The organism is Microbacterium sp. F51-2R, from assembly GCF_052180235.1.
In the GTDB taxonomy this organism is placed as follows: domain Bacteria; phylum Actinomycetota; class Actinomycetes; order Actinomycetales; family Microbacteriaceae; genus Microbacterium.
On record NZ_CP197470.1, the window covers coordinates 3,106,024 to 3,130,018 of the forward strand.

Annotated in this window: 20 protein-coding genes and 1 pseudogene; 6 read left to right on the top strand and 15 right to left on the bottom strand. The window is 65.0% G+C overall.

What is annotated here, in order from left to right:
• Positions 1-17: 17 nt before the first annotated feature.
• From ACSBPH_RS13615 to ACSBPH_RS13645, 7 genes and pseudogenes are all read right to left on the bottom strand, one after another.
• A complete protein-coding gene (locus ACSBPH_RS13615) occupies positions 18-1,355 on the bottom strand; it encodes a hypothetical protein (RefSeq protein WP_442574856.1) in 1,338 nt (445 codons plus the stop codon).
• Entirely contained in the window at positions 1,348-2,244 is an 897-nt protein-coding gene (locus tag ACSBPH_RS13620) for a hypothetical protein (protein ID WP_442574857.1), read from the bottom strand. The genes ACSBPH_RS13615 and ACSBPH_RS13620 overlap by 8 nt, the downstream gene beginning before the upstream one ends.
• Positions 2,241-4,058 carry a hypothetical protein gene (locus tag ACSBPH_RS13625; protein ID WP_442574858.1) on the bottom strand — a complete coding sequence of 606 codons (1,818 nt, stop codon included), beginning with the start codon at positions 4,056-4,058 and terminating at the stop codon, positions 2,241-2,243. Before ACSBPH_RS13625 ends, ACSBPH_RS13620 begins: the two co-directional genes overlap by 4 nt.
• Entirely contained in the window at positions 4,048-6,663 is a 2,616-nt protein-coding gene (locus ACSBPH_RS13630) for a Z1 domain-containing protein (RefSeq protein ID WP_442574859.1), read from the bottom strand. The genes ACSBPH_RS13625 and ACSBPH_RS13630 overlap by 11 nt, the downstream gene beginning before the upstream one ends.
• A gap of 95 nt (positions 6,664-6,758) precedes the next feature.
• The gene (locus ACSBPH_RS13635) at positions 6,759-6,923 is read right to left on the bottom strand and encodes a hypothetical protein (protein ID WP_442574860.1); all 165 of its coding nucleotides are present in this window, start codon (positions 6,921-6,923) and stop codon (positions 6,759-6,761) included.
• 119 nt (positions 6,924-7,042) lie between these two features.
• Positions 7,043-7,978, bottom strand: coding sequence for a hypothetical protein (locus tag ACSBPH_RS13640; protein WP_442577347.1), 936 nt, complete (start codon positions 7,976-7,978; stop codon positions 7,043-7,045).
• Positions 7,979-8,005: 27 nt separating this feature from the next.
• Positions 8,006-8,134: pseudogene (locus tag ACSBPH_RS13645) on the bottom strand (hypothetical protein); the annotation flags it as partial.
• 237 nt (positions 8,135-8,371) lie between these two features.
• Here ACSBPH_RS13645 and ACSBPH_RS13650 point away from each other — a divergent pair.
• Genes ACSBPH_RS13650 through ACSBPH_RS13660 form a run of 3 tightly spaced genes read left to right on the top strand, consistent with a single transcriptional unit; the run spans position 8,372 to position 11,495 of the window.
• The gene (locus ACSBPH_RS13650) at positions 8,372-9,778 is read left to right on the top strand and encodes a hypothetical protein (protein ID WP_442574861.1); all 1,407 of its coding nucleotides are present in this window, start codon (positions 8,372-8,374) and stop codon (positions 9,776-9,778) included.
• Positions 9,778-10,374, top strand: coding sequence for a hypothetical protein (locus ACSBPH_RS13655; protein ID WP_442574862.1), 597 nt, complete (start codon positions 9,778-9,780; stop codon positions 10,372-10,374). The genes ACSBPH_RS13650 and ACSBPH_RS13655 overlap by 1 nt, the downstream gene beginning before the upstream one ends.
• Positions 10,374-11,495 (top strand): hypothetical protein, encoded by a 1,122-nt coding sequence (locus tag ACSBPH_RS13660; protein ID WP_442574863.1) that lies wholly within the window; start codon positions 10,374-10,376, stop codon positions 11,493-11,495. The genes ACSBPH_RS13655 and ACSBPH_RS13660 overlap by 1 nt, the downstream gene beginning before the upstream one ends.
• An 84-nt stretch (positions 11,496-11,579) precedes the next feature.
• Here the strand turns inward: ACSBPH_RS13660 and ACSBPH_RS13665 are convergent, their stop codons facing one another.
• Positions 11,580-12,017 carry a helix-turn-helix domain-containing protein gene (locus ACSBPH_RS13665; RefSeq protein ID WP_442574864.1) on the bottom strand — a complete coding sequence of 146 codons (438 nt, stop codon included), beginning with the start codon at positions 12,015-12,017 and terminating at the stop codon, positions 11,580-11,582.
• 494 nt (positions 12,018-12,511) lie between these two features.
• On the opposite strand from ACSBPH_RS13665, the gene ACSBPH_RS13670 reads away from it, so the two are divergent.
• The 3 genes from ACSBPH_RS13670 to ACSBPH_RS13680 all read left to right on the top strand — a co-directional run bounded on the left by ACSBPH_RS13670 (position 12,512) and on the right by ACSBPH_RS13680 (position 17,074).
• Positions 12,512-15,523, top strand: coding sequence for an AAA family ATPase (locus tag ACSBPH_RS13670; protein WP_442574865.1), 3,012 nt, complete (start codon positions 12,512-12,514; stop codon positions 15,521-15,523).
• A gap of 91 nt (positions 15,524-15,614) precedes the next feature.
• A complete protein-coding gene (locus tag ACSBPH_RS13675) occupies positions 15,615-15,851 on the top strand; it encodes a hypothetical protein (protein ID WP_442574866.1) in 237 nt (78 codons plus the stop codon).
• Positions 15,852-15,973: 122 nt separating this feature from the next.
• Positions 15,974-17,074 (top strand): TY-Chap2 family putative peptide chaperone, encoded by a 1,101-nt coding sequence (locus ACSBPH_RS13680; RefSeq protein WP_442574867.1) that lies wholly within the window; start codon positions 15,974-15,976, stop codon positions 17,072-17,074.
• Between the two features lie 39 nt (positions 17,075-17,113).
• Here ACSBPH_RS13680 and ACSBPH_RS13685 read toward each other — a convergent pair whose 3' ends face one another.
• The 7 genes from ACSBPH_RS13685 to ACSBPH_RS13715 all read right to left on the bottom strand — a co-directional run bounded on the left by ACSBPH_RS13685 (position 17,114) and on the right by ACSBPH_RS13715 (position 23,993).
• Positions 17,114-17,686, bottom strand: a complete 573-nt coding sequence (locus ACSBPH_RS13685; RefSeq protein WP_442574868.1) for a hypothetical protein — start codon at positions 17,684-17,686, stop codon at positions 17,114-17,116.
• A gap of 1 nt (position 17,687) precedes the next feature.
• A complete protein-coding gene (locus ACSBPH_RS13690; protein ID WP_442574869.1) occupies positions 17,688-19,352 on the bottom strand; it encodes a hypothetical protein in 1,665 nt (554 codons plus the stop codon).
• Between the two features lie 161 nt (positions 19,353-19,513).
• Entirely contained in the window at positions 19,514-19,966 is a 453-nt protein-coding gene (locus tag ACSBPH_RS13695) for a single-stranded DNA-binding protein (RefSeq protein WP_442574870.1), read from the bottom strand.
• Positions 19,967-20,000: 34 nt separating this feature from the next.
• Complete coding sequence (locus tag ACSBPH_RS13700; RefSeq protein ID WP_442574871.1) at positions 20,001-20,483, bottom strand: hypothetical protein; 483 nt, start codon at positions 20,481-20,483, stop codon at positions 20,001-20,003.
• Positions 20,480-20,770 (bottom strand): hypothetical protein, encoded by a 291-nt coding sequence (locus tag ACSBPH_RS13705; protein ID WP_442574872.1) that lies wholly within the window; start codon positions 20,768-20,770, stop codon positions 20,480-20,482. The genes ACSBPH_RS13700 and ACSBPH_RS13705 overlap by 4 nt, the downstream gene beginning before the upstream one ends.
• 104 nt (positions 20,771-20,874) lie before the next feature.
• Positions 20,875-22,686 carry a type IV secretory system conjugative DNA transfer family protein gene (locus tag ACSBPH_RS13710; RefSeq protein WP_442574873.1) on the bottom strand — a complete coding sequence of 604 codons (1,812 nt, stop codon included), beginning with the start codon at positions 22,684-22,686 and terminating at the stop codon, positions 20,875-20,877.
• 17 nt (positions 22,687-22,703) lie between these two features.
• The gene (locus ACSBPH_RS13715) at positions 22,704-23,993 is read right to left on the bottom strand and encodes an AAA family ATPase (RefSeq protein WP_442574874.1); all 1,290 of its coding nucleotides are present in this window, start codon (positions 23,991-23,993) and stop codon (positions 22,704-22,706) included.
• Positions 23,994-23,995: the final 2 nt, after the last annotated feature.

Consider the following 23,995-nt stretch of genomic DNA (forward strand, 5'->3'; position numbering starts at 1 on the left):
TCCTTCTGATCCTTGCTTCAGCTCAGGTGACGTTCGCGCCCGAGCGCCGCGAATGCGCAATCCACGACGTCATCGTCATCGAGCAGGCCGTCAGGGTCGGAGTCTGCGGAAACATCCTCGTCCTCGACGAAGTAGGTAAGAGCCGCGTAGACGATCGACCTCTCGTCGTCGTCCAGAGACGCCCAATCGCCCATGAGATCACTGAGGTCGTCATAGATGCGCGCCGCCAGCCGGTCACCGTTCAATTCGCGGACGTGGTGCTCCGCCTGGAACAGCATGGCCATCGCGGTGGTGTAGTCGACTGGGACTAACATCGGCTCGAGGATTGCGGCGTATGCCGCGGATGCCTGGAGGAAACGCGTTCTCGCGTCCGCGGCCGCAAATGAGATTGATGCCGATTCCACGCCAGCGATCGCACCCGGTTCCTCCATACCCAGGTTCGCCCCGTCGCTCGACGGTGTCTCGGGCGAGACCGAAGGGACCTCGATCTCGGGCTCCGAAGCCGCCCCGCTTGCCTTCGCGGCCTGCCTGGCAGCAACGTCCGATTTTTTCGCCTCAAGCTCGTCAGCCACGTCGATGGTGGCGCGATCGAACGCGTGGTCCACGATCGCCTTGATGTGTTCTTCCGGCAACGCTTCTACGGCGATCCGTCCGAACTCGCGACCGATCAGTATGAGTGCGCGTCGCAACGCAAAGCGCCGGTGGTACGCGCCCTGTCCGATGCGGTCGAGATGCGCCTGAACGATCAGCCGCCCGAGGATCCCGTACCCCGTCAGGGATACGCGATCGGTGAGGTTGATGAAGTTGTCCTCGTCGAGTCGCAAGCATGCGTCCTGTCCGAGCAGGTATCCGCGCCACCACGCCTGCCGGAACACACCGCGTCGCCTGCCTAGGAGACGGTCGGTGCGAGAGTCCGATCGGGCTTGCCCTTCATCATCCACTAGCGTGCGGTCGGGATCGCCCTGCATCGCGGGCCATCGCCAGATCGCCACATCCGGCAGCACGCTGAGTGTGATGAAGGCCCACACCTCTTCATCTGCGGCCTCAACCGGAAGCATCGGAACCGATTCGGTGAAGAGCACTGCCAGCTCCTGGTCAAAGGTGTAGGTCTGCTGGTTCCGCATATGGGGAAACCCGTGCTTCTCGGCTAGTGCCACGACCGAATCTCGGAGCCGATCCAGCATTCCTTTGTCGACGCGAGTCGGTGCCGTCGCGTAGAACCGGCGCCCTTCGACATCCGTGTTCACGTACGCGGTCGCAGTGACGGGCGACAGTTCCCACAACTTCGAGACAGCGATGATCGCCTCATCAATGGGCATGCGCGGCCAGCCAGGAGGAAGTGCCGGCTCACCCATTCACCCGCTCCTCACCAAGCCGGCCCTGCAATTCGACGTCGAAGCTCGCCGCGTCGTATCGGGCGATGTTCTGCAGCAGCTCGAAGTCCTTCCGGAACAGGCCGAGCGAGGCAGAAAGCGCATCTCCCAGCGAGCCATCGGGGTAGTCGTGGTCGTGCTCGTAGACATCGTCCTCCGCAAGCGCCAGGCGCATGAGCTCCCTCTGGATGTCGATGAGCAGAGAGGATGTCATTGCGTTTGCCGTCTCGCCCCCCGGCTCCGCCATCATCCGCTGTACGTTCTCATTCGACTCGTTGACGAAAATGCGTACCGCGGCGTCGATAGGCGCTTCGAGGTCGGCCATCTCGACCTTCACCAGCCACCGGGCGTTGTGCAGGTCAACAAAGGGGTGCTGCCCCGCCGACACCGGAATGATCGGGAGTCGAGCCGCGATGCCTTCCAGCATGACGTGCCACTCCACCGACCAGAGGACCGATCCCATCTCCGTGGGCGCAAGCTCATCTCGGTCTCCCACTCCCGGGGCCACGAGGACCACCTTCGCTTCGAGTGTGAGGGAGCCCCCTGCTGCCCCAATCGGGATCAGCACGCTGGTGCTGACTTCGGCGCCCTCGACAGGAACGATCCGGGAGCTCCCGCGGAGTCCAACGCGGCTCGTGCGCCACGCAAGGCTCACCCCGAACTCGGCGTCGTCGGAGAGTCCGACCGCGCCGGCGAGCCCTGCAGTATCCAAGAGCATCTCCACGCTCGCCTGGATACTCTGGAAATACGTCCAGTCCGTTGCCGTCGTCATGTTGTCGTACGACGGACCGTCCTCGACTGCGATCGTCCAGCGGTCGATGCGCGCAGCCGTTACAGGCAGGGTTCGGTAGCCGCGGCTCGAATGCGTCATACCAGGGCCTCCTTCGAGATCTGGACTGCGATCGCGACCCTGCGGGTATGAGCCACCCGAAGGTGTAGGCCTTCAGCCTTCAGCATCGGGCCGTCGATCACTGCTCCGCTCGCGATCACCTCGTCGCCTGCGACCCAGCCGATGATCGCGGCAGGGGTGTCGACATCGGTCTTCGCCGCTCCACCGCCCGCTTCCGCGACTACACGAGGCTCCGCCGTCACCCTCCAGCGCGTGAGGTCAGCACCGGGACGAACTCGAACCGCGAGCGGGAAGTCCACGACGATCTCATCGCCATCGATGCCCGTGGGAAGTGGGTCACCATTGACAGTCACGTTGAGCTCCACTCTCGAGCGCGTGCCTTGGCTCCTGCGTTGCTTCTCTGCTCCCTTTCCCGTAAACCCCATGAGGTTCTCCGCGAGCGTGCGCGACAGGTGTGCGACTCCGCCGATGCTCGACTTGGAGTCCTCCGGATCTGGCGCCTGCAATCGCACGCTCGTGGCGGTTCGGATGCTGTCGAGTGTCCATGCGACGGGTCGGAGCTTCTTCGCACCGTGCTCCCGTGCCCATGAATCGTGGGTCACCGGCTCCGAGCGGGCGAAGTCATCTTCCATTGCAGCATCCGCGAGGAACACCCCCGCCAAGAACTGACCATGCGGATCCGGGTCGACCTTCTCGTAGCGGACCACGAAGCGAGGCCCACGCATGAGAGCGACAGTCGAATTCAAGTCGCGGCGAAGCTGACGTTCCAGCGATTCGGCCTGGAGGGCGCGGCGCACAACCATGACCCCTGTCCGAGGGCGGTTCGGGTCCAGGGGGAGGGAGTGCGACTCAGCTTGCCATGAGGGCTGGTAGTCCGCCTCTGTCTGCACCCGGGTGGCTTCTCTGTATGCGAGTGCGAACTGCTGGATCTGCGGGTAGTCGTCGATCTCGAGGCGTAGCGGTTCGCCGTCCACCGAGTACGCGAATCGGATGCTCGCCTCGCCGCCGGCAACCGCGAGGTGCGGCCACGCCCACGTCATCGTCGCGTCGCGGATCGAATCCATAATGGCAGCAAGTCCCTCGTCGGAGTCAGCCGACGGATCCTTGGGAGCGAGAACGGCAATCGTCGTGCCTGTGCCGCCCTCCTTGGTCAACATGTTGAGGCGCTCGGCCAGGTCGGTCGCCGCCGGGCCCTCGAGCGGGAGCACTCCGTTCTCGGGGCGCTGGCCCCACCAGTGGCGGCCGGTGAAGCGACGGCCCTCGTGCGTGAACCCCGAACCGACGCTCGTCGCGATGAATCGGTCAACCAACTGTCCGTCCATCTCCGTCCGTGTATATACGAGGCACGTCCGGACCGAGCTCGCGTCGTACAGCACTCCCTTGCCGAACCCATATGTTCCACCGCCGAGCTCCCGACGAAGATCGCGCCCGATGTCGAACACGAAGTTGCGGAAATCGGTTCGCACGCCGTCATCGACCGCCTGATCAGCTGGCGCAGGTCCGGACAAGCCGCGAGTACCGCCGTCGCGAACGACAAGTGCGTCGAGGTTGCCCGTGGCGAGAAGCGATCCGAGCCGATCGGCCGGCGCGGGCAGTGGATCCGCGAATACCAGATCGCGAAGCGTGGCAATTGATGCGGCATCGAACCGGACGGCATCGATCGCGAAGTCGATGGATCCGTCGCGATCGACACGCGCATCCCAGCTGTTCTGCAGCGACTCCCGCAGGAAGACTTCCCAGAACCCGAGGTTGGGCTTGCCAAGCGCTCGCCGAGCCGCGTCGCCGTCGATCATTCCGGTGGGCGGGACCATCTCGGAGTAGAGGTCAAGCTTCATCGGCGTCTTCCAGGCCCTGCTCGTCTGCCTTGTCCGCGGCGTCGAGAGCTTCGGCTTCTTCGATGTCCGCTGCGCCCGGCACGTTGGCGATCACGTAGCCGATGGCCTTGTCGGGAGTCGACGATTTCGGGAAGTCCACCGAGATGCCGGTGACGATACCGGCTGCGTCGAGCGGTACGCGCGTGGTTGCGCTCGCGGCGGGCGCAGAGGTGCGGTCGAGGAAGTACAGACGCAGGATGCCTTCGTCCGGATGCCGTCCGGAGCGCTCGACCAGCAGGTCCGCACCCTTGGGCGGCGTCTCGCCGTCGTGCCAGTCGATGCCTGCGACGCGGTCTTCGGCGCTCGTGAGGATGCGGATGTTCGCGAGGTCGTCGTCGGTAGAGGCAAGCCGACTTCGGACAACTGTGCCGATCTGTCCGATGCCGGGAAGATCCAGCTTCTCGCCGTTGGGGCCCTCCATGATCACCACGCGCCATGTCCGCAGCGAGTTCTGCTGGAGTTCGTCTTTGAGGTAGTCGGTGAGCAGTGCGCGGGTCATCTCGCGCTGGTCCTCATCGAACTCGTACTGCTCAATGAAGCGCAGGATGTACTCCGCGGGCACGTCGCGGTAGCCGCGGAGCGACTGCTTGAGCGAAGCGCCAGCCGGGAAATCCGCGACGTCGCCGCCGTAGCGCTGAACGGTCTCGAGCAGGTTTTTCGCTGCCGACAGGTTGCGATCGAGGCGTGCGCCGTCCAACCGTCGGAACACGGTTGTCTGCGGGTTGCGGCCGCTGTACGACAGCGAAGCGTTCACGGCGTTTCGCATCTTCGCGGCTTCGGTGATCGCGAGGTCCGGGTGCAGTCGGATGCGCACGCCGAGCTCGACCGGCGACAAACCCTCGCGCCGGTATCGCGCGATCTCGTCGCGGATCTCCTGCTCGACCTTGGACAGGTCGCGGAACCATCCGCGCAGTTCGTCGGTCATCCAGACCCGACAGAGATCCTCGTACCCTCCGCGGTAGCCGAACCAGCGGCCCATCTGCAGGAGCGTGTCGTAGGCGGATGCCGAGCGGACGAAGTAGCTGGACGTCAGCCCCTCCAGTGTCAGACCGCGCGAAAGGGTGTTGCCGCCGATGACGATGGCGGTCGTTGGGTTCGCGCTCGAGTAGCTCAGGCGGTCGGACGACTTGTAGTTGTCGACGACGATGTCGATGTCATCGACTGTCGCGCGCAACGTCCCCTTCAGCTCAACCCATGCGATCGATTCGTAGCCGAAGCTGCCGGCCGGCACGCGCGCCGACTCGGACATCCACACCTCCTCAAGTTCGAGGAGAACGCTCGTGTCGTCGGTCGCGATGCCGACGCGTACCGCTTCGAGAGCGTCGAAGACGATGTCCCGCGTGCGAAAGTGTGCGTCCGAGAGCATCGACGTGTGGATCAGCATCGAGGAATGCTGTCCGTGCCCGTTCCGAATCCGCTTCGCAGCGGTCGAGAGGATGAACCACAGCATCGAACGGCGGAGCTCGGAACCGAGAGTCGGGCTCCAAGTCTTCACCGCACCCAAGCCGGCCGGAGGCCGGGCGGACACGGCCTCTGCCGCCGGAATTGTCCGGATCATGTCGAGGCCCGCATCGTCCGGTGAGTCGATACCGCCAAACAGACGCTCCGGCCCGAAGTAGCCGTCGGGCTTCGGCATCGACACGATGACGGTACGGGGGTACAAGTCGTTTTCGTTGCTGGGGTCGATCAGGAGGTTCGCAAAAGGCGTCGCGGTATAGGCGACATATGCGCTCCGCGGGTGATTCAGGATCTCGCGGAGCAGTCCGTTAATCGTCGAGGTGCGGCTGGCGTCCCCGACGTCGATGCTGGCCTGATCGGCCTCGTCGTCGATGAGCAGCAGGGGAGCGTGTTGCATCGCGATCTTCCCCGCGCCGGTCATCCAATCCCGTAGACGGCGAAGTCGTGCCGGATTCTTCTTGATGACGGCGATGAGAGCTCCGTCGAACTTCGTGAAGAGCGCAGCGGCGCCGCTCGACTGTGCGAAGTCCTCACCCCGTTTCGTCAGCGGATACCACTCGACGGAGTCGCCGACCAGCACCTCATCAATACGAGTCTGCGTCTGATCGCGGAGGATGTCGGTCACGCCGGAGAGCACGACGATGAGCTTGTAGCCTGCGTCCGCTGCCTTCGCCGCGAGCGCAGTGAAGTTCGTCGTCTTACCGCTCTGCACGTAGCCGAGGACCAGGCCCCGGTCCGAGAACTCGTGAGTGCCCGGAGCGTTCAGCTTCGACAACGTCAGACTCGTCACCTTGTCGATGTCGGTAACGGCAACATCGCCGAGACGATCCTCAAGGATGGCCTTCACAGGGGGCCAGAAGCGATCGGTAGCTTTCGGCCCCGGGTACCACGGCGTGTGCGGAGTCTTCGGGTCGACGACCACTTCGACGCCCGCGATGTCGGACATCCGCATCTCGTGTCGCGCGATCGCGAGTTCGATCAGCTCTTCCGGTGTTCGCGTCGCTCGAAGGAAGCTCCGTACCGAATCGAGCGATTGTCCTCCGGCGACCCAGGCGCCGACCATGTTCGCAAAGGTGTCGATCTCATCGTGCGTGTATAGGTCACTCATTAGTCCTGAATACTCCCCATCAGTAAGTAGTTGGCACGTGCGCCCGCGTCATCTCCCCAAGGCGCGGTCGTCTGGCACCCGGTAGGCGCCGGCTACTAGAGCCCGCCGAACGTCTCGTCGAGAATCGCCTTGAATGCCTTGGCGGCGGTGTAGTCGAAATGGATGCTCTGGGTGGGGGAGTCACCCGGCCTCGGGCCGCCCTGCTTGTAGTTGTAGAGGTAGAGGTAGAGCGTCCCGTCCTCGTCCCGGACCGTCTGCACGTATCCATCCACAGTGCTCTGAGGTGGCTTCACGTGCCGATCACCAACCACGAACTTCCCAATTGCCGCCATGACTCACCCCTCTTGCTTGGTTGGAGCATCAGCGCCCCGGTTGAACGCTATCTAGGAAGTGCTTCGGGACGCATCCCAACATCACGGGGAGTCGCATGCACGCGCGCCCCCTGGCGCAAAGCCGGCAGCCACGCCCCATAGAAATTGCGAATCGACGCCGGCGACGGACGGCGAGTACCTGCGGCTGCTTGCTCCTTGACCCACTTCTCGTAATTCGCAAAGGTCTGCTCGGTGCCGGACACCACAGAATCCGCGATGAAGTCGACGATCGCCTGCGCGTAGTCGTCCTCGGTGAAAGTCAGCAATCCCTTCTGCCGCCCCTTGGCTGCCGTCGCTAACCCCATCGACTCGAGGGCATCATTCCATCCGTCGTAGCGCTTCTGGATTGTTTGGCGAGTAGGGGGCCATGGTTTCGCGCCTTTCGCGGACGTCAAGCCCATCGCGTCGAGCAGTTCGCCGCGCAGCTCGTTGTAGCGAGCGCCGGTGATCGTGAGGGTCCCGTCGTCGAGGGCGGCCCGCTGCGCGGCGCCGATGATGCCCAGGATGGTCGCAAGTTCCTCAGGGGTGACGGATGCCTCGATCAGGTGCGCTCCGAGCTCGTCGAGCAGCTCCTGCGGGAGGTTCACGACTGCCCACGCGTAGTCGGGCTTGAGCCGGAGCTCCGAGCCGAGGAGGAACCAGACACCAGCTTCGAGGGCGACATTGGAGAAGATGTCGACGTCGTTGTTCTGGTCGAACACGATGCCGGACGCCTTGAGCGCATCATCGGCAACGACGACATCCATGGCCGGATACAGCACGGCCAGCCGGAAGATCGTCTCGGCGCGCGTGAAGCCCTGGTGCGCGAGATCCGACGCGACGTCGCGGAATGACGCCAGGAACTCGTCGCGGGCCTTTGCGGCGACCGCCGACTTTGCGGCCTGGCGGGCAGCACGGGATGCCTCGGCATCCGGGCCGCCAAGCTTCACGACGATCTGCCGCACACCCTCGCGAGTAAGGCCGACAGATGCCGCAATCTCCTGGAGAGTCGCGCCATCGGCGTAGCGGTCGAGGATGAGCTGGTTGCGGTCGCTGATCGGGGTCGTCGTGTTCATCGGGTGCGGCTCTCGGATCGAATCTCGTTGGTACGCACTCACCATAGACTATGCGCTGAGCAAAAAACTACTTGTGCAGTCAGCGGTCGTTGTGCCATGCTCATCACGTCGGGCCGAAACGCTCGGCGGAAAGCACTACCTGGCGGCTCCGGACGGAGACGCGTCACCACATAAGAAACCCGGCAGGGCTTCTGGAGGGTCATCACGACCCGCAGCAGACCAAGCCGGCCTCGAGCCGGCTTTTCTGTTCCAGGGGCTCTCCTCAGCGAATGAGGAAGAGCAATGAACACCACCGACGCAACAGCATTCTCCGCATTCGACGCGGTCATCAAGTTCGACAAGCTCGTCGAGCAGACGGTCGAGCGCATCACTCGCTTCTCAGGATTCGTTCCGGCGCGGCACTTCGTGCCTGTGATCGATGTGATCGACCTGGAGGCGAACCCGCGTTCCTCGAAGGTCGGGCAGGTCACCGCCGCGATCCGCGAGTCGATCGAGAACACCCCGAACGACTTCCCCTTCAAGACGAAGGGCATCCTGCTGGGGGCGTCGAGCTACCGGCGCCTCGACCGTGATCGCATCGGCGTGAACTTCGAGAAGCGCAAGATCGAGGGCATTCTCGATGGCGGCCACAACACGCTCGCGATCGGACTCCACGTGCTCGCCAAGGCGGGGGTTCCCGACGCCGAGATCAAGAAGGTCAAAGTCTGGGACGACTTCCGTGCACTGTGGCATGCGCGGGCCGAGGCGGTCGACGCGCTCCGCGCGAAGGTGCGCGATGGCGACAGCACCGACCTGGACTTCCTGATTCCGGTGGAGCTCATCGTTCCCTCCGACCCCGAGGATGAGGTCGTGACCGAGGAGTTCGAGGCGTCCCTCCTGGACATCTGCGCGGCGCGCAACAACAACGTTCAGCTCAAGGTCGAGGCGAAGGCGAACAAGCGCGGCTACTTCGATGACCTGAAGCAGACGCTGCCGTCCTACATCAGCGAGCGCGTGGAATGGCAGCAGGGCGACCCGAAGCCGATCAAGGTGGCTGACATCGTCGCGCTCGCGTGGATTCCGCTCGGGATGCTGGAGCCGATGCCTGCATCCGACGACGGCAAGCCGGTCGCTCCGCCGCTTCCGCAGAACCTGTACCGCAACAAGGGTGACTGCGTCGTTCGCTTCGAGCGGCTGATGAGCTCGCCGGTGGTCACCAAGGAGCACGGCGCGGTCGCGGAGCTGCACAACATCCCGGTGTTCAGCGCCCTGGCGATCGCGGGGCAGATCCCCGCGCTGTACGAGCTGATCTACCGCAAGTTCCCCGAGGCGTACAACAAGAACGGGGGACTTTACGGGCGCATCACGGCAGTGAGCAAGATGAACCCCGCGAACTCGAAGACTCCGCACAAGATGCGCTTCACCGACCAGGACGCGAAGTACGCGAGCCCCGAGGGCTTCATCATCCCTCTCGTCTACGGCCTCGCGGCCCTGCTCGAGCGCCGCGAAGATGGCACGATCGCGTGGAAGACCGACCCGACGACCTTCCTCAATGACAACCTCGACGAGATCGCGAAGCGGTTCAAGGGCATCATGCAGATGGGAGACTTCGACCCGCAGAAGGTCGGCAAGTCCGGTCCCGCCTACACGATGGTGCGCGACACGTACACGACCCTCCTGCTGGCAGCGAAGGCAGGGGAGGCAGCCTGATGAGTGACGACATCGAGTTCAATGTCGGCCTGGTCGCGATCACGATGCGGCCTGCGGATGTCGACTTTCGCGGAGTCCCGGTGTCAGCCGGCCGCGGTGGCGTCGAGCAGGAGGGCAAGCTTCGCGAGGCGGTGATCGAGTCGAGCGATGGGTTGCGCATGACGATCGGGTGCACGGTCTGGGAGGACGGGTCGGCTGATGTCCAGCCTCTCGACTTCCTCGCCGGCCCTGATGCATATCGGCGACTCGAGGCCGCCGGCCGCATGACGCTCACCGATGCCGGCGATGGCGCTCGGGTGGCGTTGCTGCGCACCCTCAAGTACGGCGATCGCGGCTACCCGTCGCTCGCGTCGGTTACGTGGGAAGAGCTGAGCGAGCTCGCGGGCACGGATGCTGCGGACCTCCTGATCTCGCACGGCGCTCGCGTCGGGGCGTACGAGGACCTCAGGCCGCAGCCCCGCCAGTACCGCGAGCACCCCGCTTTCGCGGTCTCGGAGGATGGCCTCGAGGCGGTCTTCGCCGCGTTCGCGATCACGCGGGTGATCCCGATCATGAAGAGCTTCGGCCGAGACGGTGGAGTGGAGGCGTTGTACTGATGGCCGGATATGTCGTCGAGTTCCCTGATCACAACACCTATGGCGAGGTGATGAAGGGGTACTTCTCACTCATGCGCGGGTTCGGGCTCGAATTCGCGAACCGCAGTCACGGCATCCTCTCGCCGACGCATGGCGCGCGCTGGTTCGATGATTACGTCGCATGGCGGAACGAGCAGGATCCGGTTCATGTGAAGCGGCGCCAGTCGCCGGCCGACCCGAGCTTCTTCCTGCGGGAGTTTCTGAGTGCACCCGAGACCGTATACCGCGAGGTGATCCCCAACACGGGGGATCTGCGCGTTCTCTCCAAGAAGATCATCGATACCCGGAACACGTGGCTGCATTTCGCTGATGAGCCGTCGGTACTGCATCTGCGGGAGGCCGCGGAGTATTTGCGCGACTTCGGCACGAGAGCATCGATGAGTGTCACTGGTCCGGCTACCCGCATGATCAAGCGGATCGACCGCATCAAGTCGGGGCAGCACCAGCCGGGGCAGGCGCTGGCGACCTCCCCGCAGCAGGATCCGTCGGCTCTTGCCGGCGGCGGCGAACCGCCCGCCGAGATCCCGCTCGAGCCCATTGCCAACGAGCCTCGTCCTCCGATCGGGTCCCTTTGGCGCGGCGACGTTCCCGCCCGGCGGGTGAAGGTGACCCGCACCCGTGACGTGGTCGACATCGCGACCGGTGCGTCGCTTCGCGGTGAGATCAGCGGCGATCTTGGCGAGAAGATCCGCCAGTGGACTTCTCCTCGCCCGCTCGGCGATCTGTGGGTTGCCACCGACGGAGCCGTCGGCGGCTTCGTCGAGGGCCAGGAGCGTCTTCTTGGCTACACCGGCGAAGACCCCGAAGGTGAGACCGCTCGCGGATTCCTTGTGAAGTGGTTCTACGACATCCGTGACGGCAAGCTGGTCGACATCGACTCAGAGTCGGCGCTCGGCGATGCCGTGGGAGCGGAGTTCGCCGAGCAGGCGCGCGAGATCGAGGATGCGGTGGCCGGAGTGGTGGAGCCTGGGGGAACCATCCGCGTGACCAACTACGGCGACGTGCTGTATCTCGACGAGACGGGAACGTCTCGCATCGCTGTAGTGACGCCGGAGACGTGGTTCCCAGGGCACTTGGAGTAGGAGGCGGCGCTGGCTAGCTATCTGGGGAGCCGTTCGTTAAGCGCATCATGGGGACAGGGCACCTAGAGGTAGTCGACCTCAGACTTAGCGTTGCGCGCGGCTACGCTCCTCAACGACGCCCTGCATCACCCGAGTCTGAACCTTATTGAGTGCTTCCATCCGCACGGACGTGGGGAGCGTTTCAAGCTCGTGGACCGCCCGCTCGATCGCCTCCTCGATCGACGGACGAGCCCGGGGCGCTGGGTCAGTGGATCGAACCACGGGCAGGCCCTCGGCGGTGTCGAATAAGTCATCAAGCGACATCCCCAGCACTCGCGAGAGTGTGACTTGGTGCTTCGCGGATGGGAGCCGGTACCCGGTTTCGATCTGCGCCACGTATGGGTAAGAGAGATCGGTCGCCTCTGCAAGCTCTTTGCGGCTCATCCCGAGTTCGTCTCGGCGCGCGGCGATGCGACGACCGAGCCCGAGATCCCCGGTACGCGGCGAGGAACCTGCGCGCGGTTCGGAACTGCCGGGGGCCATGCGTCTATGCTCTCAGAACAGGCGAACGCATGCAATGGGCGACTATCGAATGGGCTCTGAGAAACTGAGCTCACGCTCGCCTCAAACGTTGAACCCGCGGTCGCCTAGGATCGGTCGCCCCTCACTCGGGTGGACCTACTATGCGATAGCCCGACCGAGACGCGCTCTAGCGTAATTGCCGATCAGCCGCCTGGGCGATTCATGCGTCGAGTCTCCGGGTCGGGAACGCGCCCTCTGCTGCGCAGGGCGCATTCAGGCGCTGGTAGAGGGCCATCCGGCTGTGCGGGACGAATGGAACGCCATCCACATGCTCTCCAGAGATCCTCGCGGCCAACGATGAGTCCCCTCGCCAGCACCCAAAGACGGGAGGGCCCAAAGGGTCTGAACAGGAAGCAAGCGAGGCAGTGAAAGGGATGGAGGCAATGAAGGAATGCACGCAGGCACTTTCTGTTGAACGGCTGGCGAGTTAAGCATTTAAGGCCTACCATGGACCCATGCGCGGAGGCCTGGAGCGCTGGAAAAGGGGCGTCGGATCGCAAGGGGTTCGACAAGCACTCGCGTACGCATTCGAGGGTTCGTGCGACTCTCACCTCCGCACGGCGGCCGGCGTTGAGGCGCTTGCCAGCTACGGCGCTGCCGACCCCGCCGCGATCACTCGATTCACCGTCGAAGCCGGCGTCATCACCACCGACACCCTTGACGCGCAGCAGCTTCGGCGCTGGGTTGACGGCCGCGACCCAGCGACAGATGAGCGTCGCGGCCGAGACCTCACCTCGCCCGACGCCGACCTGATTCTCGACGGGACGATCAACACACCGAAGTCCTACAGCGTCGCCGCGATGATCAACCCCGATCTCGCCCGAGAGTTCGAAGCCCTGCAAGATCGGTTGCGCGATCGCATCATCAAGACCTGGCAGAGCGAACTGAACGCCCGCCGCGGCGCTGGCGGCAGCATCCGCGAATCTCTTCACCGCATCGAAGTCGTCGAACTGCAGCACCGCCGATCGCGGGCGCTCGACCCGCACATCCATCGACACCTGTGGCTGAACGTCAAAGTGCTGGGCAAGGACCGCAAGTGGTCGAACATCGACTCCCGCGTCGCGATGAAGATGCAGACGGTCATCAACGCCGAGGGCGAACTCGCAGCGCGGACCGATCCACAGTGGGTCAGCGCGCTCGCGCGCCACGGCTACACGCTCAAAGCTGACGGCGAGATCGCCGAACTCGCGCACGCAGTGCGCCCGCTCTCGCGGCGATCGACGCAGATCGAGGCCAACCGGGCGGTCCTTCTCGCTGCGTGGCGCGGCGAGCATCCGGGACTTGAGCCGAGTCCCGACGGGCTGCACCGCATCGACAGGCTGGCATGGGCGAAGGCGCGTCCGAACAAGCCCGGCGACATCGATGAAGCGACGTGGGAGCGGCTCATCGCCGATGAACTGGTCGCGATCGACGACACGATCATGCGTGTGCGGGACGAGATCTCGCTGAGGTCCACATCGGTTGACGATCTGGACCTCGGGCTGCTTGCGGCTCAGGCAGTGGTCGAGGCCGATGCTCGGTCGGCGAGTTGCGGCGGGCGCTTCAGCCTGTTCGACATCCGGGCCGGCGCGACGCGGGCGATCGCGGCATCCGGAGTCGTCACGGCACGCGAGGATCTGCAGGCGGTCATCGACGACGTCATCGACCGTGCGCTCGAACAGACAGTCGACCTGCTCGAAGGGGAGGCGGAGCGCCCCGCGCACATCAAGGGATACATGGCCTCGGTCACTGCTGCCGCCAAGTTCGACCTTGCCGCCCGCTTCGACGCGCTCACCCAGGCTGGCGACCTCGTCGAAGACGAGGAGATCGCGGATGCCGCATCCACAGTCCTGACCGATGGCATCGAGCTTGAGGATCGCCAGGTTGAAGCGGTAGCGGCGATCGCTGGCACGGATCGTCTGGTATCGGTTACTGGGCCGGCGGGGGCAGGAAAGACGACGATGCTGCGGGTGGCGAAATCTGGACTGGCGCGCTACGGACGCCGCATGATCGTGGTCGCGCCAACCAAGAAAGGCGCGTCAGTTGCAGGCCGCGAGATTGGTGCATCGGCGTCGAGCCTGCACGCGCTTCTCGGCGATCACGGGTTCCGATGGAAAACCGACGTTGCCGGCGCTGAGGTCTGGACGCGGCTCGCCCTAGGCGAGATCGACCCCGCAACCGGGATCGCCTACGGGGGGCCGCGCCGATATCCGCTTGTCGCGGGGGATCGGATCGTGGTCGACGAGGCCGGAATGGTCGACCTAAATGCGGCCATCGCGCTCGCCACGATTGCTGCGGAGTCCGGTGCTGGCGTAGCGATGGTTGGCGACCACCTCCAAGCTCGACCCGTCGGGCACTCCGGCGCGATGGCGACAATGACCCGCCGCGCGACCGCCGTAGTCGAGTTGACCGCGGTGCACCGCTTCACCGACCCGGAGTATGCGGCGCTCACGCTTCGCATGCGGGAGCCGGCATCCAAGAATGCTGCGCTCGCCGTTGCGAGCGAGCTCGCGGGTCGCGGTCAGGTGCACCGCGTGTCCGACCATTTTCAGGCGCGCGACCTGATGGTGGAGTCATACTTCCGCTGGACGGCCGGGCGCCGGCGGGTTGCGCTGGTGACCAGCACTAACGAGGAGGCGGATGCGATTAACGAAGCGATCCAGCAGCGTCGGGTTGATCGTGGTGAACTCGAGTTGGCACGGATCGCAATCGGTCAAGGCGAGCAGCGGCTGCTCGAGGGCGACATCGTTCAGACGAGGAAGAACGATCGCGCGACGGGCGTCGAGAACCGCGCGCTGTGGGTTGTTCGGCGGATCAGCGTTGACGGGGTTGAACTGGCGAGCGTGAACGACTCCATTGACGTTCGCGTAGTCAGCCGCGACTACGCCGCTGATCATGTCCACCTCGCGTACGCGTCGACCGTGCACGGCATCCAGGGAGAGACAACGGATGCCTCGATCGTCGGCCCCGGAGTGGACGCTGCTGGTCTCTACGTCGGGATGACCAGAGGGCGATCGCACAACGAGGTGATCGCGATCGCGAGAACGGATGCGGCGGCGACTCAGCAGATCGCGGAGAGCATGAGGCGCGGCATTCCGGAGGTCAGCATTGATGACTCGGTGCGTGCGGCGCGGAGTGAACTCGGGCGAGCTGCGCTGCCGCCGCACGATGGAAACAACGCCGAGTTGGTGGAGCTGAATGGATGGCTCCGTGACGCCAAGTTCGCGTTGCTCGACCTCGACAGCCGGATCACAGGGACTGAGGCCAACGCGCACGGCCGTGCAGGCGACGGAACAGCCGCGGAGCAGCTTGTGGGCGGGCGGAACGCTCAGGTTGCTCAGTTTGAGTCGGAGATGCGGCGTTACGAGAGCCTCCTGTATGAGCAGCGAGCGGCGCACCGTGTCAACAGTGGGCGCCGAGGTCGGGCGGATGCTGCGGCGCCGGTCATCGCACCGCATCAGTCTGACCGGATTGGGCTGGGGAGATGAGGGACCACGTCGCAACCGTGCGGTGTCGACGGTCGCTGTTATTGATTGACCGTGACTCATCTGACCGGTTACCCAGGCCGGGGAGGACTGGATGGGCGACGAGGTGGGCGATGTCGGTATCGACGAGATCCGCTACGGGAGCGCGACGCTCGCCGAGAAACTGCGGACGCGTGGCGTCGCGTTGGTCGTTTGCGTCTTTCGTCATCCGGTGAAGGTGCTGCTCGGCAGCGAAGGAGCGCCGGGGATGCAGACGAGGCAGACCTCGTGGGCGCGAGTGTCTTTCGGATGCCCGGTCCGTACGACAAGCGCGAGAACACTGAGCGCGTGATGTCCGAGCTCTCATCGCAGCTGAGGTCGGGCGAGTAGGGCGCGCGTTCACGGCGGCGCACGAGTTGATGCATTCCGCGCCGATACCGTGGGGATCGTACTGATTGAAGGCGAGGAACCGCCGTGACGGCAATTGCGATTCATAGAGTCAGGACGGGCAAGGGGATGCCGTTCGAGCCGGTCGGCGTGTGGGTGATCGAGGGCGAGCAGGCGACTCCGTTTTATCCGCACCAGCACGAGAAGTATCGCGACCGCGGGTGGAAGGCGATTGTAGAGCGGCCGATGGAATCGGCGGAGCATTGGATCGGGTACAAGGCGAGTACCTCACCGAGTTGGCGGCTCTACGAGCCCAAGACCGCGCTGTTCGACATAGGCGAGCCTGACGCTGGGTCGGTCTATGAAGAGGTGCGTGGCGAGTTCGAGGCCCAGATGGCCCTCCCTACATTCGAAGCTTCGTCGGACGAACCGCTCCGCGTCACAGGATTGACCATCGAGAGCGCAGATCCCGTACCTGGCAACTGGGGATCGAACCGCTTTGCCGTCGCCCAATCCTGGTGGATTGCATCAGAGCTCGTCCGGCGCCATCCCGAGTTGATGATCTACGAGATGCATCCTGGTGGGGGCCAGTACGACGTGCTCTGCGTCGCGGCCCCGGATCAGTTCACGCCAAACCCGAGCAACCTCACTCACCGGGTGATGTTGAATCGAGCCGGGACTATTCAGATCCATCGCGGCGGCCACAGTGAGGTTGTGGCTAACTGGATCTCGGTTCTGGAGGCCGCCGGTCCTCATGAGATCGTCAAAGACATCGAGGCAAGGACCGGGTGGGGATCGCCATCATCCAGTCCAGCCACGACCGAACGGGCGATCGGCTATCGCTTCTTCGCCGCCGCGCTCGCCATGCTGATCAACGACCGACATCCTTGGGATGTGCGGAGTGAATCACTCGATAGCTCCGCCTGGGGGCTCTCACGCGCGGGGCTTATCAGCGAATTCGCTGACGTGGCTGCCGAGGTCGCGGTCACGCCCAGGCTCGGCATCCATGGGGAGCCGCATAGCCACTACTGGGCTCTTCGCAGAGGAGCCGAGACGGTCGCGGTCGTCTCGATGGAGGGCCACATCTATCGTCGAGGAGTTCCGCGGCGTGCGTTAATGGACGCGTACGCCAAGTCTGATGGTCGACTGGTGGCGATGGTCACTGACCTGCTCAGGAAGTGGCTCTAGGTTGGAGTTCCGCGAGCGTGGACCCGCGCCATGTCCTGCCTAGTGGCACCATGCTCGATAGACATCAAAGAGTGTCTTGGGCCCGGTGTCAGTGCTCGGTCCGAGGGTTCGTGACGCAAGCACGGCGGCCGTCTGGAAGGGGCTGACCGGGGCAGCCTCGGTAAGCGCGATCACCGGCTGATTCTGGAAGATGTACCCCTTCGCTCGAGAGCGCCCTGTCGCCCAATTGCCTCGGCCCGTTCGAACGACGGTTTCTCCGAGGTAGCGGCCAGCGCCGTCGATCAGCCAGAGCGTCTTCGATGAGAATCGCGCGTACCCCACCCCGCTTGGGTGATGGAACCACACCGGCAGTTCGGCTGGCGGTTCCAGTTGATCCACGCTGATTCGCGGGCCAAGCTGTCCCGGGCTGGGCGCCAAATAATCGGCGCGCCAGGTGAGTCGTGGCGCGATCGCCTCCCATACCTGGATGAGGGATTCGACGGCGTACGTCAGATCGACGCCGATGCTCGACGAGAATTGGTCGAGGGAGCGCTGCTGGTCGGCGAGAAGCCCCTCGAGGAACTCGGTGGCCTCTGGCCCGCTCATGGCGACGAAGTCGGTGTAGCCAGACATGTCACTTTCCCTCGGTGGGAAGGTGGATCGTGTACTTGATGCCGTTCTCGTCGAGGAGGTCGAGCAGCGGCTTCGTCGGCCCAATCTTCTTGGTTACGTCGCTGGCGAAGAAGTGCCAGTGGGCGCCCTCGATCGTGCCGGTCTTGATGCTGAACGCATCGGATTCGACCTGTCTGCGGATCGCGTCGGTCAACGAAACGCGCCCGACCTTCGACTCATGGCCGATGCCGTCGACGAGCGCGTCGAAGCGACGGGCGACGGAATTGCAGACCTCGACACAGTCCGCGGTAGGGCGCACCACCTGCAAGTCCACGCCAGTCGTGGACGCCCCTAGGAGGTTCGCGAGAAACTCCTCGCCGTCGTTGCCGGTTGCCATGAACCCGGCATTCACGCCTTCGTAGCTCACATGCCCCGGGCGCTTCATCGCATCTGCAAGATCGTCGAGGCTGTTCTTGCCCATCTGAAGTGCGATCAAAGCCTTGTCGCTCACGCCTGCAGCCGTGAGATCATCAGCCTTCTTGTTGACAAACCTGACGACCGTTGCCTTGACGTCTCCGGGGATCCACTTGAGGGCCACCACGGCGGCTCCCGCCGCTACGGCGAGCGTTGGAACCCTGTCGACGAACTTCGCGACCTTGCCAGCCACAGCCGCGGTGTCACCCACATAGGGGACGAGGCTGGATGCGCTCAGACCGGCTCCGACCCAGTCGGCGTGGATTGCCGATCCAACCGCGTCGCGCACATCGGCGACCGTGCCGATCGCGGTGCCGACGACGGGAACGAGGCTCGCTCCGCTTGAGGCAACGTTGCCGAGGAGCCACGGGAGGGTATCACCTGGTGCTAGCTCGCCAATAATCGCACCTTGGGCCACTTCCCACGCGATCGTCGTGGGATCAAGTTGCTCGTCCTTCCACAGAGGGTCCAGGCCTCGGCTCTCAGCGTTCGCGACTTCAAACCCATCGCTGAAGTTGTCGCCATCGGTGTCGGCGTTTGCGGGATCGGTTCCCAGAATCTCGACTTCGCGGTAGTCGTCGAGTTGGTCGTCGTCGGTGTCCTTGCTAAGAGCGTCAAGGCTCAGATCGGCCTCGACCGCGTCCGAGAGTCCATCCCCGTCGGTGTCGACGATGCCGGGATCTGAGATCGCCGCGAACTCGACACGTCCATCTGCGCTTTGCTTAGCCGGGCCCGCCTCCTGCGCGTCGGTGAGACCGTCGCCATCCGTGTCGGAGTTCATCGGGTCAGTCCGATGGACGGCACCTTGGACGGTCAACCAGCCAGAGACCTCGAGCAAGTCTCCAAGGTCGTCGTCGTCTGAGTCGGACTTGATGGGATTGGAAACGCCGGTGTAAACGGTCGCAACACCTGGTTCGGAGACCGGCCCCGCCTCTTCCGCGTCGGTGAGGCCGTCGGCGTCGGTGTCCGCCGCGTACGGATTGGTGACGTACGTGCCGCCATCGAGCGTCGTCCACCCAGACAACTCGACGAGGTCCGCTAGCCCGTCCTGATCGGAGTCTGCGCGAGTGATGAAGGCGACGACGCCGACAGCGAGGGCGACAATCAGAGCACCAGCGACCAATCCGAGTTTTCGGATGCGGCGCCTCTTCGTGCGGCTGGCGGGCTTGGGCGATGTACGCGCACCTTCGCCAATCCCATCGCTGTCAGTCACACGGACGATTCTGACGTATGCGACCGACAGCGATGCGCGGGCGAAATCCGCGGCGCATCGCCCGAAGTCCCCGAGCGCACGGTCGCTCGGCGGCATCCGTCGCAGACATGGCCGGGGCGAGCAGGAGTACTCTGACTCCTGCCCGCCCCTGTTGCGATGGGTCAGCGAGCAACCCCGGCGCCGGTGGAAGAGACCGGCTCGGCAACTGGCCCCGTGGCGGAGCGATCCGCACCGGGGCCGTTAGCTTTTGGGGCGCGGTCGACCTGCACCGTCGCGAACTTCAGCGACGCGCCGATGTTGTCGGCGACGATGTCGCGTGTCTCGCGGGTGTTGCCGGTCTCCTTGTCGGTGTACGTGCCGAAGCGGAGGTCGCCGGCGACGATCACGCTGTCGCCCTTGCGGAGCGACGTGGCGACGTTGCGGGACTGCTGGTTGAACACGACGACGCGGTGGAACACCGTGCCGACGTCCTCCCAGCGGTTCGTCGTCTCGTTGAGGCGACGGTCGTTGACAGCGACGGTGAAGCGGGCGTACTCGTTGCCCGACTCACCCGCGCCTTGCTCGGGGTCACCGGTGAGGTTGCCCTCGATGGTGACGGGGATTCTCGTCGTCATCCTTCTTCCTTCCGTTCCGAGACGCCGCGGCGCCTCACTCGGCGTGAGCCTGGTTGGCCCACGCATCCCATTCCTGCTCGTCGACCGCATTCCTCCATGAGCGGGGCTTGTACCGGTTGTGACCACGTGAGCATCCGCCGGCGTACGCGTTCCTGAGACGAGGCATCGCAAGGCTGAGGCGTTCATGCCATCCGATCGGCCCGAACCCCGCATCCGATGAATCGAACGCGACGCCGTGCGCGATGTGCAGCGCCGAGAGTTCCTCGACGAGGTCGCCGTGCTTGAACCAGCACACCGGCACGATCGATTCCGAGATCTGGTATCGCACGGTGAACCACTCCACCCACCCGCGCAACGAAACCCATGCCGCACGGGCGTCAGCATCCGTCAGCGTCCGCCAGTTGACGATGCGCGCGCCGATCGGCTCCGATGAGCCCGACCGGATGTCGGGATGGAAGTCACTCATCTCTTGAGCCATCAAGTCATCGAGGTCTGGCGGGTCGTCGTAGTCGGTCATGACGCAGTCCCGTTCAGTGCCTGGAGCTTGCGGCGGAGTGCATTCAGAGCGATCTCGGACGCTGCGCGACGGGTGCGATGGCGAGACAGCACCGCGTCGCGATCGATGAGTCGGTGCAGCAGTTCGTGGCAGTAGGGATGCATCGGCACGAGGTCGGCGTGACGCTCGCGTGCGACCCAGCGACCGTCGTCGGTCTGGTGTACGCCGGCGTAGTCGAGGTGGTGCAATTCGAGTTCCCGCTTGCTCGCCGGTCGACCGCAGCCCGCGCAGGCGAGGGGATGCAGCACCAGGGACTGCTCCGCAAACCACTCGTCGCGACGGGCGAACCATGCGCGGGATCGCAGGAACGCCGACCGATAGGCCTTGGCATGTAGAGGCTTCCGTCGGTTTGTCATTCTTCACCCACCGCCTCGGCGGGCTCGGCAAAGGGCGGGGGAGCGATCGTCGCGCGACGAGCCTCCTCGAACGTGGTCTGTTGTTCGCGCTCGGTCTCGCGCTTGCCCGACTGGATCGCGCGGGCGTCGCGGCGCTCGTCCCACCCGGCGAGGTCGAGAAGCACACTGCGCCGGTTGCGATATGCGAGGAGACCTGCGCTTGGCGGGAGTCGGCGGATCTCGTCGACCGACATCAGGGGGCGACGCTCATGGTGCTCGCTGGTTGAATATCCGGGATCCCGAGTCGACCAGGAACGCTGCTCCCGACTCGTTTCACGCATACCGAGGAGCGACTCGACGTCGCGCAGGTGGTCGACGTGGCTCGCTCCGCCGAGAAGCACCTTCGCGGTCGCAGCGGCCCAAATCGTGTCTGCCTCAGCACGAGACCATGACGTCTCAGCCTGCGACAAGGCCTGCAGCACGATGAAGGTGCAGATTCCGCGCCCGCCGCCGTCTGCCATGATCCGCGGCAGGCTGCCCCAGCGGAACGTGTTCGCGATCTCGTCAAGAATCAGACCGAGCGGGTGGGCGAGGCGGGCACCGGGTGAGGCGAGCGCCCTGGTGCGGGCAACCTCGACGATGTCGTCGAGCACCGCGCCGAGCCATCCGCCCATAGCTGACGCGCCCGCCGACGAACCGATCAGGTACAGCGTGTTCGCGGCATCCAAGAACTCGCCCGGCACCAACTCGAGCTCGCCGGGCCGGGGTGAGAGCGCGTCACGGATAACGGGGACGGCGAGCGGCGCGACCGCGCCGCTGACTCCGAACCAGATCGACGACACGAGTTTCTCGTCGCCGGCGATCGTCGCACCGAGGCTGTCTCCCCAGCCGGGTGCACCGTCGGCCTTGAGGATGTTGACTGCGTCGCGGGTCTGCGCCGGGCTCGTCCCCCAGTCGTAGAGCTCAGCGATCGACTTGCCGCCCACCGCCGCCGCGTGCAGCAGTCGACCCAGCACGACGCCGGCGGCCTGTGCCCACTCGCCGTTCGTGCTCGAGGCGCCGAGCGCGGTGCCGGTGATGATCGCGTTGCCGCGCTGCATCGCGACCATCGGGTCTTCGCAGCCTGCGATGGGGGAGATACGAAGTGGATGCCTCGCGCCCGACAACCTCTGAGGATCGAACACGTGAACATCGCCGCGCGTCTGCCGCATCCGCATCGTCGCAGTGAGGTTGTCGTTCGTCGTCGAGGTGGTGATGAGTGGTCCAGACCAGTCGACGATTGCGGAGATCAGTACCCTGTATCCCTTGCCGGAGCGGGGTGGACCTTCGAGCGCGACGGAGTCCTCGATCGAGACGTACACGTCCTGCCCGCGTGACCTCCCGACGCGCCATCCCACGTCGGTCGGGGTCGGTTGGGTGAGGTCGGGGCGAAGATGCTTCGCTCGGCGGAGGACGGCCTTCGCGGAGAGATGATCGCGGACCTCCGTCGACGTGGCGAAACCTGGGCGAGCTCGCAGATCGGCGACGAATCCGCGGTCCGACTCGCGATACCTCCGCAGGGCACCGAGCCCCCACGCCACGAGCGCGCCGACAACGACGATCACCGCGATGTCTACGACACGGATCCAGATGACCGGCATCACGCATCCCGCGGGCGACGAGTACGCCGACGGGTCGCCGATGATCGCGAGAGCGAGTCCCGCGAAGAGGTGCTCCGGCGTCGGGCGGGCGCCGCACACCAGTTGCGTGAGCGCTTCGGCCAGGAAGCCAAATGCAAACGCGAGGACCACTGCCACCGCGACGAGGACGGCGATGGCCTTTCCGAGCATGCCCTGATTCATTGCACTCACAACCCTTCGCCTGTCGCCGCTGCTGCGGCGAACCACGCGTCGCAAGTGCGTCGTCGGAGGGCGTCGAAGCGCAGCTGGCCCGCTTTGAGGGCAGGATCGAACGGGATGACGTGAACCGCTCGAACGTGGCCGGCGAAGCCATCCGCGATGCGGCGAGCCTCGGCCGGCGCGGACTCGGACTGCGTGACGATCACGACCGCCCGCTGTGCGAGGACGCCCGACCGCCCGTCGCGTCCACGCAACGCGTCCAGCAGCAGCGCGGCCGATTCGGCCGACTCCGGTGTCGCAAGCGTCGGGATGACCAGTTGGTACGAGTTGTCGACCATGCGCAGCCAGCGCTCGGCCGATTCGTCGTTGCCGGAGTCGAAGATGACGAGCCGGTAGAACCGGGCGGCGACCTGCATCAGAAGGTCAAACTCCGCTGCCGCGATCCGCTGATCGGTGGCGAGCAATTCCGGGTTCGAGCGCAGCACGTCATACCGATCTGTGGCTTGGTGGTGCACGAACCGCGTGATCTCGGAGACCCCTGCGTCGAGCGTCAGCAGACGGGATGCCTCGGGCAACAGGTCACGGAGCGTGGTGTCGTACATCCCCTGCTCGGTGCGCCAACCGAGCGTGCCTCGAGTGTCGTTGTTGTCCCACGCGAGCACGTTCCCGCCGCCCTCGCGTGCGTAGACGGCGGAAAGCATCGCGGTGGTCATCGTCTTGCCGACACCACCCTTGCCGTTCGCGATAGCGATGGTGCGGCATCCCGCCCATTGCCTCGAGACGACGGATGCCCACTCGGCGCGCCGACGATCCGCGGCCGACGGTCGGACCGTGATTCCGATGCGTCGTGCGACGCCGCGCCAGCCCGTCGGTGCCATGGGTGCGGTCGTCGGCGGCTCGAGGAACGACGGACGAGCGGGCGGCTCCGCAACCTGTGCGGTCGGGGTCTCCGTTGCCGCCGGCTGCGGAGCCTGTTCGCTCACCTCCTCTCCATACGTCTGGGTGCGCCCGATCGGTCGGTCGGGCGGGTTGGATGCCGGCACCGGCGGCTCGAGGGGCGTCACCTGCCCGTCGGGTGCGATGAGGAGTCGGTGCTTGCCGTGGTCGCCTGAGGTGATCAGTTCGAGCGGCGCACCTGAGCGGCGAGCCTCGCTGGCCGCGCGGCGGACGATTGCGTGGCGAACGTCGTCGTCGGTGTCAGCCTGGATCTCTTCGCCGTAGCCGTCGTGCGTGATGAACGTGATGTGTCGCCCAGTCACGTCGGCGTATGCGCGAGGGTGGCTGATGATCGTGCTCATGC